This window comes from Streptomyces acidicola (genome assembly GCF_009377235.1).
Taxonomy (GTDB): Bacteria; Actinomycetota; Actinomycetes; order Streptomycetales; family Streptomycetaceae; genus Streptomyces; species Streptomyces acidicola.
The window spans coordinates 1-17,306 of the sequence record NZ_VMNX01000202.1 but is presented as its reverse complement, the minus strand read 5'-3'; the positions used below and the strand labels follow the sequence as shown (position 1 = coordinate 17,306).

Here is a 17,306-nt window from a genome sequence, read left to right as displayed (position 1 = left end):
GGGCGGAGGTGGCGGGGGCACGGCACCGGCCATGCGGTGACCGCAGACCTCGCACCAGTCGTCGGAACCCGACTGGTGTCCGTTCGGGCAGGTCGGCATGTCGGCGCGGCCCCCTTTCCTGTCCGGCCGTCCGGGCCGGATTGCTCGGCCGCTGTGGGCCAGTGTGCTTGATTGGTTTGTCCGACCCCCGGAGCGGGGTCGGCAACGCTATTTCTTTACGCGAACGGTTTTGGTGGACCGCGTCTCCAGAGTCATCTCGTCGGCCTCCGCGACCTTCGCCTTCAGTCGCACAGTACCTGCCGCTGCGTCGACGACGTCCACCACCTTCGCAAGCAGTTTCGCTGTATCGGCATTACCCGACTCGCTGGCGAGTTGAACGGCCCGGCCCAGTTTGGCCGTTGCTCCGTCGACATCTCCGGTTTTGCGGGCATCCAGACCTTGTTGGATGACTTGCGCCAGTTCCGCCTGGCCCGTGTAGTGCGCGACCTGGGGATTGATGGAGGTCGAGGCCGCCATGTCGTCCGTCCACACGGCTCGTACGAGACCCTGCGCGCCCAGGTTGTGGACGGTTCCGTCGGGTTGCGGGATCACCAGCGAGACGCGGGCGGCCAGCATCTCCTGCCCGAGGCCGGCGGCGGGCACCTTCACACACACGTGGTAGTCGCGCGACTCGTCACCCCATGAACCGGTCGGGTAGTCCCCGGCGCGCGGGCCCGCCTCGGTGCGGCGCTCGGTCAACTCCTCGACCGTGGGAGCCACCTGCTTCACGAACTTGATCTCCGTGCCCATGGGTGTCCACAGACGCAGCGCGACGTCCGCGACCTCCTTGCCCATGGCCGTCTCCATCATCTGGGTGAAGTCGGCGGCGAGGCCCGCCGGGTCGGCGACGATGTCGGCGGTGCCGAGCAGCGCGGACGCGATCCCTGTGACCTCTTTCACCTCCCAGTCGGTGCCCACGCCCCGCGCGTCACAGGTGAAGCGTCCGGCGGACGCGTCGAGGGCGGCGCGCAGGTCCTCCGGGGACTCGTGCTCGTTGCGGCCGTCGGTGAGGAGGATGCCGTGCCGTATGGCGGCGTCCTCGGAGGCGAGCAGGCGGTCGGCGAGCTTCAGCCAGGTCCCGATCGCGGTGCCGCCGCCCGCGCTCAGCTTGCGCAGGGCCTGTTTGGCCTGGTCACGGGTGGTGGCGTCGGCGACGGCGAGCCGACCGCCGCCGGGGTAGACCTCCTTGGCGATGTGTGTGCCGCCGACCACCGCGAAGTGCACACCGTCGCGCAACGCGTCGATCGCGGCGGCCGTGGCGTCCCGCGCCCCCCGCATCTTCGTCGGCGGGTAGTCCATCGAGCCCGAGCAGTCGACCATGATCGCCACGGCCGCGGACGGGCCCTGCCCCGGCGCGTACAGGTGCGGTGCGGCGACGGCGCCGCCGATGGTGCCGCCGCCGGTCGAGCTCACCGTCACGATGGCGTTGACCTCGCGGCCGCCCTCCGGCAGGTACTCGTTCTGGTACACGTCCACCGAGAACTGCGGCACGTTCGACTTCGAGAAATTGGCCATGCGTTCTCTGTCCCCCTCAAGGCCCCCACGACGCGTGGGCCGATGACTGTGGCTGCGTGAACGGGCCGGTCCCCACCGGTCCGTTGGCCGACGCCGTCGACCGGCCGTTCCCCTGCGTTCGGCCGGCCGTTCGGCCGTTTCCATCCGTCGATCCGGCCGACCGACTGACCGTTGCGTCCGTCGATCCGGCCGACCGACTGACCGTTGCGTCCGTCGAATCGGCCGACCGACCGTTGCGTCCGTCGAGCCGGCCGGCCCCGTCTGCCGGCCGCTCGAACCCGTTCCACCGGCCGTTCCCACACGGCCGTGACGGCGCCCTCGCGAGCGCCCTCAGGCCGATCCTGCCCCCTGGGGCGGGGCCGGGAACGGGAGGACGGCCACTGTTACGTTGTCGTGGCCCCCGCCGTCGAGGGCGTGGCCCACCAGAACCTGGGCGGCGTGCAGCGGGCGTTGCGCGGCGTCGAGGGGTACGACCTCGGCCATCTCCTCGGCCGCCTCCGCGTAGTTCCACAGCCCGTCGGTGCACACCACCACTACACCCGGCCGGTCCGGTTTGAAGGAAGCGGTGTGCGGCTCCAGTTCGTACGCGTCCGCGCCGAGCCAGCCCGTGATGGCATGGGCGCGATGATCGGCGTACGCCTCGGCCTCGCTCATCAGTCCCGCGGCCACCATCTGTGCGGCCCACGAGTCGTCCTCGGTCAGCCGGGCCGGGGGTGAGCTGCGGTCCGTGGGGACCCAGTAGGCGCGGCTGTCGCCGACCCAGCCGACGATCAGCAGGGTGGAGGTGACGACGGCGCCGACCAGCGTGCACGCGGGCGCGTTCTGGTGGGGGGCGTGCTCCTGGGCCGTCCGGGGTTCCTCCGCCAGGGAGTTGACGGCGTTCGAGGCGGCGACGATCGCGTCGTGCATGGCCTGCTGCGGGTGTGTGCCGCGCGGCAGGGTCTCCAGCAGCGCCTCGCCCGCGGCACGGGAAGCGGCGAGCGAGGCGTCGTCGGGGCGGGTCGCCGACGACACACCGTCGCAGACGATCGCGACGACCGCGGGCGAACCGTCGGGCAGGGCGGTGGAGGACACCGTGAAGGCGTCCTCGTTGCGGTGGTGGCGCAGCCCCCGGTCACTGACCGCGGCCACGGCGCCCAACTCCTGCTCCATGTGGTCGCGTTCGCGGGGCTGGGCATGGCCGCAGTTCTCGCAGTAGCCGTCCCGGTCGACCTGCCCCGCGCGGCAGGCCACGCAGGTCTTGGTGCCTGCGGGAGGCGTCGAGAGGTCAGCGGTACGGGGGTCGACGGGCCGGGGCGCGGCCAGGTGGTAGTCGCCCGCGTCGGGCGATGACGACGAGGAAGGCGGTGACGACGAGGAAGGCGATGACGACGAGGCGGATGAGGAGACCGATGGGGCCGACGGGGACGAGGCGGATGCATCAGACGCAGCGGACGCATCGGACGAGGGCGACTCGGCGGGCCGGTCGAACCGTACGCCCCGCGCCGGACGCTCGGCCCCACTCGGCGACGGCGACGGCGCCTCGCCCTGCGGCACCCCCCCGCTCACCTGCGACGTCCCTTGGGCGGACAGCTCGGCTCCGCCCGGCTGCGCGCCTTCGGCGTGCAGTTCGGAACCGCCCGAGTCCGTCCCCCGGAGGTCGCCGGGCAGGTGCACCGGTGCCGGAGCGTCGGAGGCGCCGGCCTCGGGGGCGACAGGCCAGCTCACTGGTGCGGCCTCGTCCGGTGGGGGAGGGGCCGTCCCGTTCATGGTGATCGTCGGGGTGTCCGTCGGCGGCGGGGGGACCACCGACAGGTCGTACCCGCACGCACCGCAGAAACGGTCACCCGATTCGAGGGGCCACTCGCAGCTCGGGCAGGCGGCCAGTTGGGGCATCTGCGACATCAACTACACCCACGTCCGGGGGCGGTAACGGTTGGCACGTTCCACCAGGTCGATCCTTTCCTCGCCGCCCTGCGCGAGCCGGGCCAGCGTGCGGTACGAGCGCTCCAGGCCGAAGCGGAGGCCGCGCTCGTCGAGCGCGCTGCCGAGCAGCACACGTCCACCGCCCGGAGGTGGCGCCGAACCCTGGCTACCGGAGAGTACCCAGTCCAGCGCGCTGCCGAGGACCTCTGTGGACAACTGCTCACGGCGCACGGCGTCCAGACCGTATCCGCCGAGGGCCTCGACCTGGCCCGCGGCGGCGGTGAGGTCGTCGAGGAACGGCGATCCGGCGGTGTCGTTCGTACGCTGACGCAGCCGCGCCCGCACGGCTGCGACGCGGGCGGCCGTGTAGTGGATCGACGCCTCCGGCACGGACTCCAGCGTCCGCACGGCACCGCTCCGGTCGCCCGCCGCGAGCTGTACCCGGGCGAGCCCGAACGCACTGCTCACATAGCTGGGGTCGGTCGACCACACCAGACGGTGGTACTCGGCCGCGTTGTCCAGCTGCCCGAGGACCTCCGCGCACAGGCCGAGGGCCAGCTTCGGCGCGGGCTCACCGGGGAACGCGTCGTAGACGGCGTCGAACGCCAGCGCCGCGCTCTCGTGGTCGCCGGTCGCGAGCGCCGCCACGCCCCGGTACCAGACCACCCGCCAGTCGTCGGGGTGGTCCCGCTCCAGGGCGTCCAGGGTGCCGAGGGCACTGGCGAACTCGCCCATCTCCAGCCGGGCCCGCAGCTCCCGCAGACGCAGCTCCAGCGAGCCGGTGGGCGCCGCGTGCAGCGCGGTGATCAGCTCCGCGGGCGCCGAAGCGATGAGTCCGGCGAGGAACCCGGCGTTGGGATCACCGGGGTCGACCCGGGGGACGGGCAGCGCGAGCGCGGCGGCGGCCGTGTCGAGCGGCTTGACCACCACGGGGTCAGCGGCTCCCGGGGTCGGCAGCGGGAAGGGCTGCGCCCCCTGCGGTTGCGCCCCCTGCAGTTGCATCCCCTTCGGTGCCGTCCCGCCCGATGCCACCAACGCGGCGGTGCCCTTCTTCCCGCGTACCGGAGCGACCCGCACCCCCAGCCGCGACACGTCTCCGTCCAGTTCGGCAAACAACTCCGTGTCCGTGACCCTGAGCTCGGGCCCGAACAGCGTGGACAGCGCCGGCCGCGGCCGTCCCGTCTGCAGGGACACGACCTCGCGCAGCACGCCCGTGAGCTGCTCCGCCATCTCCTGCGCGGAGGCGAACCTGCGGGCCGGGTCGGGGTCGGTGGCGCGCACCAGAAGCCGGTAGTACGACTCGTACTGGCGGAAGACCTCGATGTGGTCCGGGTCGGGCAGGGAGTCCACGAACACGTTCGTGTAGCCCTGGAAGTCGAAGGTGAGGACCGCCAGCGTGCGCGCGACCGTGTACAGGTCGGAGGCCACGGAGGGACCGACGTCCGCGACCTCCGGCGCCTGGTAGCCGACCGTGCCGTAGATGGCGGACTCCTCGTCGTCCATCCTGCGCACCGCGCCCATGTCGATCAGCTTGAGCTGGTCCTCGGTCTGGATCGCGTTGTCGACCTTGAAGTCGCAGTACAGCAGGTTGCGGCTGTGCAGATGACCGAGGGCCTCCAGCGCCTCGATGCCGTACGCGCACGCCTGCTCGACCGGCAGCGGGTCGCGCTTCCCGGTGGGCGTGCGGCGCTCGTTGGCGATCTCCTTGAGGGACTTGCCGCCGACGTACTCCATCACGATGTACCCGTCCAGCGAGCCGGTGCGCTGGTCGAGGTGCTCGACGAAGTTGTAGATGCGGACGATGTTGGCGTGCTCGATCTCGGCGAGGAAGCGGCGCTCGGAGATCGCGGCGGCCATCGCGTCCTGGTCACCGGTGTCCAGCAGGCCCTTCAGCACGACCCAGCGGTCCGACACGGCACGGTCCACGGCCAGGTATATCCAGCCGAGACCGCCGTGCGCGAGGCAGCCCGCGACCTCGTACTGGCCGTGCACCACGTCGCCGCCCCTCAGCTTCGGGACGAACGAGTAGGGGTGGCCGCACTTGGTGCAGAAGCCCTCCACGCGCCCCGACCGTTCGCCGCGCGCCCGCCCCACCGGCGCCCCGCAGTCGGAGCGCGAGCAGAACCGCTTCCGCTCGGGCACCTCGGGGTTCTCCAGGACCATCGCCCGCGGGTCGGGCCGCGGCACCTGAGGCACCTGCACCAGACCGGCGCCCAGACGGGCCCGCCCGGAGGAACCGGCGGCCGAACCGGAGCTGCGCACCGACACCGAGCGCCCCGTCGACTTCCCCGACAGGGCGCGCGACAGCCGGCCGGAGACGGAGCGACGGGACTGGGAGGACCGCGCGGACGTCCTGGAGCTGCCGCGTGAGCCGGGGCTCGACCCGCTCGACCCGCTGGAACCGTGGGCTCCCCTGCCGCCGGCGGTGATCCCCGTGGCCGGGGAAGCGACCATGCCGTTGGCTGCGACGACCGGCGCCAGACCACATGTGTCGCAGTACAGCTCGCCGCCGCCCACGTCCTCGTACGCGCCCGAGCAGTCGGGCCGCTGGCACGCCTGCCGCTCACTCATCCCGTATCACTCATCCCGCATCACCTCTGTCGCTCACGCGCCCGGCCCCCTTCGGTCCTGTGGCCGACCGGCCCCGCCCTGCCCCGGCACGACCGTGCCCAGCAGCTCCGCGGCGGCCCGCTGGTAGCGGAGCACTGCCTGTTCGGCGACCCGCAGGTCGCAGGGCGCGCTCCACAGCATGCGGCGGGCCGCGTCGTACCGCTCGACGAGGAACGGGTCCTCCGCGAGGCCGTGCCGGGCGACCTTTGCCTTGTACGCGTCGAGGCGGCCGCGCAGTTCGGCGCGGACCGCCAGGGGAGCGGTGACCGCGGTCAACGACTCCCGGGCCCGCAGCAGTTCGTCCTCCGCCTTCTGCTCCAGGGACTCCAGGAGCGGGGACAGACGGTGCCACTGGGCGTGCCTGCGGTACTCGGCGGCCGTGGCGAGCTGCTCCTGCAGCACGGTCGGCGGGCCGCTGACCACGGGCACCTCCGTCGCGGCGATCTTCGCGAGTACCTCGCCGCGCGCGCTGCGTGCCTCGGCGAGCGTACGGTCCGCGCGGCTGAGCACGTCCCGGAGCTTCACCAGCCGCGCCTCCGCGTCCTGGCGGACCGTCAGGACGGCGTCGATCTCACGCCGCACGTCCTCCAGGGCGCGCGCCTCACGGTCGTACGTCGAGGTGTCCGGACGGCCGCCGCCGGGGGCCGAGCTCCTCCCCTGCGCGGGCACCCAGTACGCCAGCGGGTCGGACACCACCTGCTCGCGCAGGGAGGCCAGGGTGCGGGTGATCCGCTCCAGGTCGTCGCCCGCCGGGTGCTCTCCGGGGCGTACCCCGACGGAGTGCGCCAGCTGACGGGTGCGCTGCAACTCGGCGGCCAGTAAGTCGATCCGGGCGGGCAGCGCCGACCAGACCGCGTCGGCGGCGACCACCATGTCCAGCGAGGTCGCGTACAGCTCGTTCATCCGCTCCACGAGCTCGGCCAGCGTGAACTGCTCGCTCAGCCTGCCCCCGCCGACCCGCGCCGGTACGTTGGCCGTCGCCGTGGCACTGCCCGCGACCGTGACGCTCTGGCCGCGCAGCAGTTCGGTCAGCTCGACCAGGTCCTCACGGCTCGACCAGCGGCGCCGCGAGCGGATCTCACGGGCGGAGCGCAGCGCGTCCGTGTACGAGTCGAAGTACGCCCACAGCAGCGTGATCGACGCCTCCGCGGCAGTCCAGCGCTCCCTGGTGAGGCCCGTGAGCGCGGCGCCTTCGAGGAGTCTGCGGCCCGCGTGGTCCTGCAGGGCGAGGAGTGAGGTCTCGATCGCCTCGTGCTCCGCGCCGAGCCGCGCCAGCGCACGGTCCACCTCGTCCCGGTCCATCACCGGCCCGGTGGATCCCGCGACGCCCATCGATCACCTCTCGCTCTCGTCGTTCCCCGCGCCCACGGCGTTCGGGCAACTCTCCAGTCGTACCAGGTCGGTTGTTCCGCTCAGAGTTCTGGTCTTTTCGGACTCAGTGTTCGTGTTCGGTCTGTTCGTCACCTGTAGTCGGGCGTCGGCGGGCGCGACTTCGCCGCGTCCTCCCCGAGGGTGGGGGCGAGCCATTTGTCGTACGACTGCTCCCAGCCGCTGTCGCGGTAGTCCTCAAGGACCTGGTTGACCCGGCGCACCAGATCCTCCGCGTCCTTCTTCATGGCCACGCCGTAGTACTCGGTCGTGAAGGGGTCGCCCTTGAGGTCGACCGTCGGATCCTGTGCGGCCTGGCTCGCGGCGAGCGCGCCGTCCGTGACGACCGCGTCGACCTCGCCGAGTTGGAGCCGCACCAGGCAGTCGAGCTGGTTGGGGACGGTGGTGGAAATGTCGGCGGAGGAAGGGAGGTCCCCCTTCTTCTGGTCGTCCCTCAGCGTTTCGAGCGCGGTGGAGCCGCTCGCCGTACAGATCTTGGTCTTGGCCAGCGAGTCGTAGCCGTCGATCGTCGAGGACCTGGGTGCGAGGACCTGCTGACCGGTCGTGAAGTAGGGCGCGGAGAAGGCGACCTCCTCCAGGCGCTTGCAGCTGATCGTCATGGTGCGGACCACCATGTCCACCTGCCCATTCTGGATCGCCGGAATGCGCTGGTTCGTGGGAACGGCCTTGAAGCGGATGTTGTGCGTCGAGTCGCCGCCGACGATCTCGTCGGCGATACGGTGCGCGAGGTCGATGTCGAAGCCCTCCAGCTCGGCCTTGTCGCTCTCGCTGTTCGGATCGCGGTAGCCCCAGCGGTAGCTGTTCTGGTCGACGCCGACGGTGAGGTAGCCCTTCTTCTTGATGTCCGCGATCGTCGTACCGCTCTCGTCGGAGGACGGCTCCAGGCTCTGCTTCCAGGCGTCGGCGTCCTCGCAGTCGTCCGCCTTCGCGTACGTGACCCGGGTGGGCCCCTGGCCGCCGGTGGCCGCGCCGCCCTCGACGAGAGGCGCGTCACGTAGCGGCAGCAGCGTGAAGACCGCGGTGAGGGCGCAGGTGACCCCCATCGCGCCCACGCCGCCCCAGCCCTTCAGGCCGGCCCTCAGGCGTCGTGCCGCACTCATCACCGCGCCCCCTTCCGCCACCGGCCTCATCACCGGTACTCCGACAGCCTGCGCCCGATGCCGAGAACGGCGCCCGACGCGCCCAGCACGGCGAGCACGGCGGCGCCCACGGGGAGCCCGGTCATCGCCTTCCTGCCGTCCTGGGCCGCCAGCTCGAACTGGGCCTGCTCGTGCCCGAGCGCCTTCTCCAGACTGCTCATGACGCTGTCGAAGCACTCACCCGTCGGTTTGTCGTCCGCGGAGCCGATGACTTTGCTCAGGGCGGCCTGGTAGTCGCCGTCGGTGTCGAACTCGCGGGCCTCCTTGTGGCGCTCCAGCCACTCCCTCATGTTGCGGGTGGCCGCTTTCACGGGCCGCTGGCCCGCCTGGTCGTCGGCCATGTGTCCGGCGATCCCCAGGTACGACGAGAGGTCGCTCATGTCGCCCCTGAAGTCGCTGTCGAACTTGTCGGCGCCGGTACTGGTGGTCTCCGAGCCCCGGCTGACCAGCGTCAGGTTCTCGTTGCCGCGTGCCTTGAGGGAGGCGATCCGGGCGTCGTTCAGCACGTTCACCGAGACCACGCCGTCGTCGTACGAGTCGAGAAGTGCCGAGCGAGCGACGGTGTGGCCGACGACGAGCCACAGCAGGACGGCCGTGGCTGCGGCGGAGGCGGTGAACAGGCCGCGGTTCAGCACCCGGTTCGTGCGGTGGTAGGTGCGGCGCTGGGCCCACACGAGGGCGCCGAGAGCGAGGACGCCGAGGCTGATCGCGGCCCACGGGTAGGCGGTTGCGCTGTCATAGTCGTCGCTCAGGCGCTCGTTCTCGTTGTTGTAGAGAAGCTCGGCCTTGGGGAGCATCTCCTCCTGCATCTTCTCGTTCGCGTACCGCAGGTAGGCGCCGCCCAGCGGGTAGCCCTGCCGGTTGTTCGCGCGGGCCCGCTCGACGAGGCCCTTGTACTCGGGCAGCAACTCGTTGAGCTCGGCGATGGTCCGTGCGGAGGAGGAGCCGGGCTCGGAGGCCGTCGCGGCGTCCGCCAGACCGGCGGCGGCCGCTCTCATGTCCTCCTCGTACCGGGTGCGGGACTCGGGGGTCTCCTGGCCGCCTGCGAGGAAACCGCTGGAGGCCGCCGTGTTGGCGCCGGCCAGGGCGCGGTAGACGTCGGCCGCGGCGGCGCTCAGGGGCTGGCTGCTGTGGAGCACGTCGTCGGCGGCGGTCGAGCGGTCCGACATCTGCCATGCGGCGACGGCACCGAAGGCGACGACCAGGAGCGCGAGGGCGGCCCCGATGATCCGCAGCCGACCGGGCTCGGTCGCCGCGGCCGCGCGCAGTTCGTCGACGCCCTCCATGAACGCCGTGCGGCGCGGTGGGCCGCCGTCCGGCGCGCCGGACGCCGCGGGCCGAGCAGGCCGCGTGGCCTGCGGTGGCACGGCCGGGGCCGCGGACGCGGCCTGGGCCGGTGGCGCCGCGCTCCCCTTCGACGTGTCCGTCACTTGACCTCCCCCATGGTCATCCGCCGGTCACTTCCGCCCGGTGAACCGCACCGTGAACGGAGGCGTCCGGCCGCAAGTATCGCCGCCGTGACTGACATCCGAACAGGTCCTGACTGGATCTTGTTCGGATTGCAGTCCCGTTGCAGTCCCCGCTGTCGATTGCCCGCACCGCGAGAGGCTTCCCACACCACCCCCCGCCCATGAATACGCCATCGGGTTCGGTTCGGTTCCCGCCGAGTTCACCCACTTTCGGGTGACGTCCGCCATGGGCCTCAGTTCGGGTTGAAGTGGCTGTTCGTCCGGCAGCCGAGGAGACGGTAGATGTTGGGCTCCCCCGGGGGCGGCTTGATCCACTGGTACTGGCACGCACCCTCGATGAACCTGCCCTGGATGCCGCCGGGGAAGTCGATCTCCCTGTTCCACAGGAAGGTCGACTCGATGCCGGTCTGCCGCGCGGTGGCGTTGATGTCGATCCCGCCGGGGGCCTGGATCGCGTACACCCACCCGGTGTTGTTCGTACCGGGGCCCGACGTGGCGAAGCCCTGCGCCACCCACCGCTCGCAACTGGTGCTGACGTGCGCGGTGTTCTGCCCGCCGCCCCCGGTGATCCACACTGGCAGCGGGTTGAGGTCCGAACCCTTCGGGGTGAAGCCGTTCCGGAAGACCGGCTCCGGGTCGGGGCGGGTGTCCCCCCGCCACAGCGTGTTGTCGTCGTGACGCCAGTACCAGGCCTCGCGCAGCGCGGCCATGTCCACCTGTGGCTGGATGCCGAGATCCGTCGTGGTCTGCGCCCAGTTCGTCTCCTTGAACCCGCCGGTCGGGCCGCAGGGCGCGGTGCTGCGGATCTGCTCCGGGGTGCCCGGGTACGGATCCGTCGAGGCGTCGGCGGGGGACGTGAACGCCAGCGAGGCGGCGATCAGGGTGGCGGCGGAAGTGATCCGGAATGCGGTCTTCAGCATGGTCGGGACAACCCATCGGTCGGCGCGCGGGACGCATGGTCCATAGCCGGAAATGAGGGCGGACCCGACAGGCGCTCGGGGCAGTCACCCACAGGCACCATCAGGTCCACTCGCCCGGTGGAGCCCCGCTCCCCTGATCGGCGCAGGCACACGGGACTCCGCGGCCGGCGTACGCGCACACCGATGGGCCCCGGAGCGCGTGCGTCTCCAGGGCCCGGTGGGGCACCCGGCGGCCTCGGCGGCGCGCCGGGTCATGCAAAAGCCCGGACCGTCAGGCGGAAATGCCGTCGATCCGGGCCAACGCGTCGTCCGCGCCGTACGGCTGCAAGTAGGGCAGCCAGCGCGGGTCCCTATGGCCGGTCCCGATGATGCGCCAGGCCAGGCCGGTGGGTGGGGCGGGTTTGTGGCGGAGCCGCCAGCCGATCTCCACGAGATGGCGGTCTGCCTTGACGTGGTTGCAGCGACGGCAGGACGCCACCACGTTGTCCCACACGTGCTTGCCCCCGCGACTGCGCGGGATGACGTGGTCGACGCTGGTTGCGACGCCACCGCAGTACATGCACCGGCCCCCGTCCCGGGCGAACAGTGCCCGCCGGGTCAGCGGGACGGGCCCCCGGTAAGGGACCCGAACGAACCTTTTGAGCCGGACCACGCTGGGTGCGGGGACTGTGACGGTCGCGCTGTGCAGATAGGCGCCGGACTCCTCAAGGCAGACGGCCTTGTTCTCAAGGACGAGGACGAGCGCGCGGCGGAGCGGTACGACGCCGAGTGGCTCGTACGACGCGTTGAGGACCAGGACATGCGGCACGGATGCCTCCTTGTGCGTCGGCGGCGCGTGGCTCGCGCCGGGACGTTCGGTAGCCAGTGTCCCCTCATGCCTGGTCGAAGCGCCACCATGTCCTGGTAACGGGCTGGGAGTGTTTTCGACCACACACTGATCCATCCCCCGGATCATGAGCGGTTCATCCCGCCAGTTCATGCCCGGAGAGAGTTCCCGTGGTGAGAGTTGTCTCTCCCTGGAACATCACGACGATCCACACAGGATGCCCCGATAGTGTGGTGGTTCTGCCCGACAGTCCCGCGTCTGTCCACGGTCCGGTCGCGGCTCGTACATGTTCATGACGAGTCTGCAACGGTCCTCGGTCCTTGGCCGTGTCCCCCCTGTCTGTCGGCAGACCCGCTACACCTGGAGGTACCTGCCGTGTCCTTGTCCGTCCTGCTGTCGGCCGCCGACCCCGGTGACGCACCGACGGCCCCTACGCTCCAGGACGCCCAGGAGAGTGCGACCAACGCCGCGAGCTGGGTCGAGGAGAACTGGTCCACGTGGCTCGCCATCGGTCTGCGGGTGCTGTTGATCGTGGTGATCGCGGCCGTCCTCAGGGTGGCGATCCGCAGGGCCATCACCAAGCTCATAGACCGCATGAACCGTACGGCGTCGGCGGTCGACGGCACCGCCCTCGGCGGGCTGCTCGTCAACGTGGAGCGGCGGCGCCAGCGCTCCCAGGCCATCGGCTCGGTGCTGCGCTCGGTCGCGTCGTTCCTGATCATGGGCACGGCCGCGCTGATGGTCCTCTCCACGTTCGAGATCAACCTGGCGCCGCTGCTGGCGTCCGCCGGTGTCGCGGGCGTGGCCATCGGTTTCGGCGCCCGCAACCTGGTGACGGACTTCCTCTCCGGCGTCTTCATGATCCTTGAGGACCAGTACGGCGTCGGGGACACCGTCGACGCGGGTGTCGCCTCGGGCGAGGTGATCGAGGTGGGGCTGCGCGTGACGAAGCTGCGTGGCGACAACGGCGAGATCTGGTACGTCCGCAACGGCGAGGTCAAGCGCATCGGCAACCTCTCCCAGGGGTGGGCCACGGCCGGCGTCGACGTCACCGTCCGTCCTATCGAGGACCTGGAGAAGGTCCGCCGCACCGTGCTGGCCGTCGGCGAGGAGATGAGCAAGGACGAGCCGTGGAACGAGCGTCTCTGGGGCCCCATCGAGGTCCTGGGCCTGGACAGCGTCCTGCTCGACTCGATGGTGGTCCGCGTCTCCGCCAAGACGATGCCCGGCAAGGCCCTCTCCGTGGAGCGGGAGCTGCGCTGGCGGATCAAGCTGGCCTTCGACGCGGCCGACATCCCCATCGTGGGCGGCATCCCGCTGCAGCAGGAGGTCGAGCAGGAAACGGACCCCACGGCGGGCATGGCACCCCCGTCGGCGTACTCCTCCACGTCGTCGCCCCAGTCCGAGCGGGCGGCTCCGATCGCCCCGCCGATGAAGTAGCGCGCGTAGCGCGCGTAGTGCGCTGTACGGCGAGGGGCGGTGCCCGAAGCGTTCCGGGTGCCGCCCCTCGCCGCGCGCACTCCCCTGTAGTGCGCCCCCTATAGCCCGGCATAGCCCGTCTCCCTGCGGCGCCCCGGAAAGACCCCCGTGCCTACCGGGGTGCCGCGGTCACGGCGGACCTACGTGTAGCGCAGCTCCATCGGGCGCACGGCCCGGCGCAGGAGCGGCAGCGAGGTGGCCGCCGCCAGGAGACAGAGGACGTACACCGCCACCGGGACCAGGAGCGCCTCGTACGGCATGCTCCAGTTGCTGTCGCCGGTGACGACCCCGTACCAGACGCCGATCGTCATGCCGCCCACACCCGCCACCAGCACCGCCGGGGCGAGCGGCAGCGCGGTCTCCAGCAGCAGCGCCCGGCGGAGCACGCTGAACGGCACACCCGCCGCGGTCTGCGCGGCCAGGCCCCGGCGGCGGGTGGCGAGGGACTCGGCGGCGCCGACCGCGAGGCCCGAGAGGGTGATCGCGAGAGCGATGAGAACGGCGGCGCCGGCGAGGTCGATGCCGGTGATGTAGTAGGACATGCCCCTACTCAGCCCGTCGGGCTCGCGTGAGCTCAGGACGACGAGCAGCCCGTGCCGGACGCCGATGAAGCCGGTGCCGACCACGGTCACCAGGAGCACGGCCGCATGGGTGCGGGCCGCTGTCCACGGGGCGTCGCGCAGGCGCTCCGCGGCGATCAGCACGGCCGGGCTCCCGGTACGGGCGGCCAGCAGTCGGCCGGTGAGCCGCGAGGTCACGCCGGTGAGCCACACGGCGCCCGTCGCGGTCAGGACCACCACCACGACGACCACCGTCACCGGGGCATACCCGCCGAAGGCGTCCGGCACCAGGACCAGCCCCGCCGCCAGCACGCCCAGCGCCGCTGCGAGGATTCGGGCGCCCCGACCCCGCCGGGCCGCCGGCCGCACCCGCCGCACCCAGCCGAGCGGCGACGCCACCACCCGGCGCAGCGCGAGGGCGCTCACCAGCGCGCCCAGCACCGGGACGGCGACCGCCACCAGCGCGATCCCGGCCCAGACGAACCCGGGCGGGTCCTCTGTCAGGCTAAGCAGGTACCGGACGAACAACGCCGTGGCGACCGCCGAGCCCACCAGGCACGCCAGCCCCGACTCCAGCGCGGCGATCCGCCGCACCTGCCCGGCCGTCGCCCCCGCGAGCCGCAGCCCGGCGAGGCGCCGGTCACGGTGCACGGCGCCGATCCGGGCGCACTGGCCGAGGAAGCCCAGCACCGGCACCAGCAGGAGCGTCAGCCCCAGCATCACACCGGAGCGCGTGCCAGGATCGTCCAGCAGCCCGGCGGCGAGCGGAACGCGGTACCGCCCCGATGCCGAGGCCAGCACCGTCGCCCCGAGCGTGAAGGCCGTCGCCAGCCCCGCCCCGACTGCGGTGAGCGCCACCCGCCACCACTCCCGGCGGCCGGAGCCGCGGGTGAGCAGCCAGGCCGTGCGCAGATCGGATGCCATGGACCGCACTGGACTGTCCGATCCCATGGACCGCACCGGACTGTCGGATCTCATGGACCTCACCTGACTCACGCCGCCACCCCCAGCGGGACCACGGCGCCGTCGCGCAGCTGCACCTCGCGATCCGCGTACGCCGCCACCTGCGCGTCGTGTGTGATCAGCAGCACCGCCGTACCGGACTCCCGGGCCGTGTGGACCAGCGCCGACATCACCTGTTCGCCGGCGAGCGAGTCCAGCGCCCCCGTCGGCTCGTCCGCGAAGACGACCTTCGGACCGGTCACCAGCGCCCGCGCCAGCGACACCCGCTGTGCCTGCCCGCCGCTCATCTCGCCGGGCCGCAGCTCCTCCTGCCCGAGCACGCCGAACCGCTCCAGCCACTGGCCCGCCCGCACATGCGCGTCCCGCCGCGAGGCGCCCGCCAGCAGCAGCGGCAGCGCCACGTTGTCCAGGGCCGTCAGCTCGGGGATCAGCTGCCCGAACTGGAACACCACCCCGAAGTCCGTACGGCGCAACTCGCTGAGCCGTTTCTCGGGGAGCCCGTCCAGACGCGTGTCGCCGTAGACCACGGACCCCTCGTCGGGCCGGACGATGCCCGCCAGGCAGTGCAGCAGCGTGGACTTGCCACTGCCGCTCGCGCCCGTGACGGCGAGGATCTCGCCCGCGCGCAGCTCCACCGAGGCGCCCCGCAGCGCCCGGGTCCTCCCGTGGCTCTTGGCCAGTCCACGGGCTGCCAGGAGTGGCGTCGGCTTCTCGCTGTTGGTGCTCATGAGGCATCGACCTCCGCGGTCAGAGTGGTGAGCCGGGCCGCGGTGGTGTTCATCCACCGGAGATCGGCGTCGAGGTGGTTGAGGGCGTAGTCCGCCGAGAGCACCGTCGCGAGGTCGGCGCTCGGGGCGGTCTTCACCGAGGTGAGCTCCCGCATCCGCGCCATGTGCGCGGCGCGCTGCTCCCGGAGGTAGGCGGCCGGATCGCCGCCGGCCAGGATCGAGACGACGACCTTGGCGAAGATCTCGTTCGTCACGAACGGTGCGGGCGGGGCGATCTCGGCGGCCCACATGGCGAGCTCACGCGCGCCCTCGCCCGTCGAGCGGTACATCGTCCGCTCCGGGCCGCCGTCGGAGTCGGTTCCGTCGACCTCGGCCAGTCCGTCGCGGACCAGCCGCTGCAGGGTCGTGTAGACCTGCCCGTAGGCCAGCGGCCGGGCTTGCGGGAAGCGTTCGTCGTGCCGTCGCTTGAGGTCGTAGCCATGGCTCGGCCCTCCGGCGAGCAGCCCCAACAGGATGTGGCGGGTGCTCATGCCGATCATTATGTACTCGGTATATGTACCGAGTGAATAGTGATCCGTGCGGAAGGTGCCGGAGGGAACTCTCGCGTGTCACAATTGTCCCGGTATGCACGGTCGGTGACCGCGCCTAAACGGAACGTGTGTGACCAGAACCACGTTGTCCGCCCGAATACGTCTGCGCAGACGCCCCCTGGGTAGGCAGGCCCTAGGTCAGTCAGACCCTGACCCGCCACTGCCGCACGACGACAAGGAGGCCACCGTGGCCGCACATCTTTTGTTCCCGGCCCCTTCCAAACCCACGGCGGAGCAGTCCGCCGACATCGAGCACCTGTGCGTGTTCAGCGCGGAGGGAGCCTGCGCCGAGCCGCCCCTCACCAGCGAGCCCCCGCTGCCCGACGCCGAGCCCCTGACCAGCGAGCCGCCCCTCGCCGACACCGCGCCCCTGACCAGCGAGCCCACGCCCACGGGCGCCGCCTACTCCGGCCTCGATCCCCTGGGGGTCTAGATGGCGCAGGCCGATCCGGCGGCGGAGCCGAGACCCGCCGAGGACCCCGGCTCCTCCGAGAGCCCGGCGAGCCCGGAGAGCCCGGAGAGATCGGAGAGATCGGAGAGCCCGGGGAGACCGGGGAGCCCGGAGGGCTCCGAAGGCGGGACGCCGTTGTCCCGGCTCGCCGCGCTGCACGGCGTCGCCACCTCCTACAGCCCGTCCCCGGACCGCACCGTCGCGGCCTCGGACACCGCGATCGTCACGGCCCTGGCGGCACTGGACGTCGACGCGAGCACCCCTCAGGCCGTGCGCGCGGCCCTCGACTTACGGGAACAGGAGCTGCGGGAGCGCCTGTTGCCGCCGACCGTGGTGTGCTGGGGCGGACAGACCCCCGGTGCACTGGCCGGACTCCCCGAGGGCACCCACCTGCACATCGAGACCGAACAGGGTGAACTCCGCTACACCGCCGAGCAGTTGCCGCACGGCGTGCACGCCCTGCGCGCCACCGCACCCGACGGCCGCACCGCCGACGCCCACCTCGTCGTGGCCCCGACCCGGCTGCCCGCCCCGCCCGGACGCACATACGGACTTCTCGCCCAGCTCTACTCCCTGCTCTCCCGACGCAGTTGGGGCATGGGCGACCTCGGCGACCTGGCCGAGCTGACCGCCTGGGCCGGCCGCGCGCTCGGCGCCGGGTTCGTGCAGGTCAACCCCCTCCACGCGGCCGTCCCCGGCCACCCGACCGACCCCTCCCCGTAC

General features: G+C 71.8%; 14 protein-coding genes. 3 read left to right on the top strand and 11 right to left on the bottom strand.

The genetic code is table 11. The annotated features are described in order from the left end of the window. Nucleotides 1–207 precede the first annotated feature (207 nt). From FPZ41_RS35405 to FPZ41_RS35370, 8 genes are all read right to left on the bottom strand, one after another. The gene (locus tag FPZ41_RS35405; protein WP_152867678.1) at nucleotides 208–1,554 is read right to left on the bottom strand and encodes a vWA domain-containing protein; all 1,347 of its coding nucleotides are present in this window, start codon (nucleotides 1,552–1,554) and stop codon (nucleotides 208–210) included. A 330-nt stretch (nucleotides 1,555–1,884) separates the two neighbouring features. Continuing rightward, nucleotides 1,885–3,438 (bottom strand): PP2C family serine/threonine-protein phosphatase, encoded by a 1,554-nt coding sequence (locus tag FPZ41_RS35400; protein WP_152867677.1) that lies wholly within the window; start codon nucleotides 3,436–3,438, stop codon nucleotides 1,885–1,887. A gap of 3 nt (nucleotides 3,439–3,441) precedes the next feature. After that, complete coding sequence (locus tag FPZ41_RS35395; RefSeq protein WP_152867676.1) at nucleotides 3,442–6,030, bottom strand: serine/threonine-protein kinase; 2,589 nt, start codon at nucleotides 6,028–6,030, stop codon at nucleotides 3,442–3,444. 33 nt (nucleotides 6,031–6,063) lie between these two features. Beyond that, nucleotides 6,064–7,401, bottom strand: coding sequence for a hypothetical protein (locus FPZ41_RS35390; RefSeq protein WP_152867675.1), 1,338 nt, complete (start codon nucleotides 7,399–7,401; stop codon nucleotides 6,064–6,066). Between the two features lie 128 nt (nucleotides 7,402–7,529). Further along, a complete protein-coding gene (locus FPZ41_RS35385) occupies nucleotides 7,530–8,558 on the bottom strand; it encodes a glutamate ABC transporter substrate-binding protein (RefSeq protein ID WP_152867674.1) in 1,029 nt (342 codons plus the stop codon). Between the two features lie 29 nt (nucleotides 8,559–8,587). Further along, nucleotides 8,588–10,027: a hypothetical protein gene (locus FPZ41_RS35380; protein WP_407698860.1), complete on the bottom strand. Its 1,440-nt coding sequence runs from the start codon at nucleotides 10,025–10,027 to the stop codon at nucleotides 8,588–8,590. A gap of 272 nt (nucleotides 10,028–10,299) precedes the next feature. Then, the gene (locus tag FPZ41_RS35375) at nucleotides 10,300–10,986 is read right to left on the bottom strand and encodes a scabin-related ADP-ribosyltransferase (protein WP_152867673.1); all 687 of its coding nucleotides are present in this window, start codon (nucleotides 10,984–10,986) and stop codon (nucleotides 10,300–10,302) included. A gap of 271 nt (nucleotides 10,987–11,257) precedes the next feature. After that, complete coding sequence (locus FPZ41_RS35370; protein ID WP_030237121.1) at nucleotides 11,258–11,794, bottom strand: HNH endonuclease; 537 nt, start codon at nucleotides 11,792–11,794, stop codon at nucleotides 11,258–11,260. A gap of 393 nt (nucleotides 11,795–12,187) precedes the next feature. Between FPZ41_RS35370 and FPZ41_RS35365 the strand changes: the two genes are divergently transcribed. Beyond that, nucleotides 12,188–13,252: a mechanosensitive ion channel family protein gene (locus tag FPZ41_RS35365; RefSeq protein WP_322621126.1), complete on the top strand. Its 1,065-nt coding sequence runs from the start codon at nucleotides 12,188–12,190 to the stop codon at nucleotides 13,250–13,252. A gap of 179 nt (nucleotides 13,253–13,431) precedes the next feature. On the opposite strand, the gene FPZ41_RS35360 is transcribed toward FPZ41_RS35365, so the two are convergent. The 3 genes from FPZ41_RS35360 to FPZ41_RS35350 form a co-directional block, all read right to left on the bottom strand. Continuing rightward, nucleotides 13,432–14,775 (bottom strand): ABC transporter permease, encoded by a 1,344-nt coding sequence (locus tag FPZ41_RS35360; protein ID WP_152867672.1) that lies wholly within the window; start codon nucleotides 14,773–14,775, stop codon nucleotides 13,432–13,434. A gap of 68 nt (nucleotides 14,776–14,843) precedes the next feature. Continuing rightward, on the bottom strand, nucleotides 14,844–15,542 hold the full coding sequence (locus tag FPZ41_RS35355; RefSeq protein WP_152867671.1) for an ABC transporter ATP-binding protein: 699 nt from the start codon (nucleotides 15,540–15,542) through the stop codon (nucleotides 14,844–14,846). Next, complete coding sequence (locus FPZ41_RS35350; protein WP_152867670.1) at nucleotides 15,539–16,072, bottom strand: PadR family transcriptional regulator; 534 nt, start codon at nucleotides 16,070–16,072, stop codon at nucleotides 15,539–15,541. The genes FPZ41_RS35355 and FPZ41_RS35350 overlap by 4 nt, the downstream gene beginning before the upstream one ends. 247 nt (nucleotides 16,073–16,319) lie before the next feature. Here FPZ41_RS35350 and FPZ41_RS35345 point away from each other — a divergent pair, with 247 nt between their 5' ends. Together FPZ41_RS35345 and FPZ41_RS35340 are read left to right on the top strand one after the other, a co-directional pair. Further along, nucleotides 16,320–16,565: a hypothetical protein gene (locus FPZ41_RS35345; RefSeq protein WP_398643694.1), complete on the top strand. Its 246-nt coding sequence runs from the start codon at nucleotides 16,320–16,322 to the stop codon at nucleotides 16,563–16,565. After that, on the top strand, nucleotides 16,566–17,306 hold a 741-nt coding region (locus FPZ41_RS35340; protein WP_194236320.1), incomplete at its 3' end, for a 4-alpha-glucanotransferase.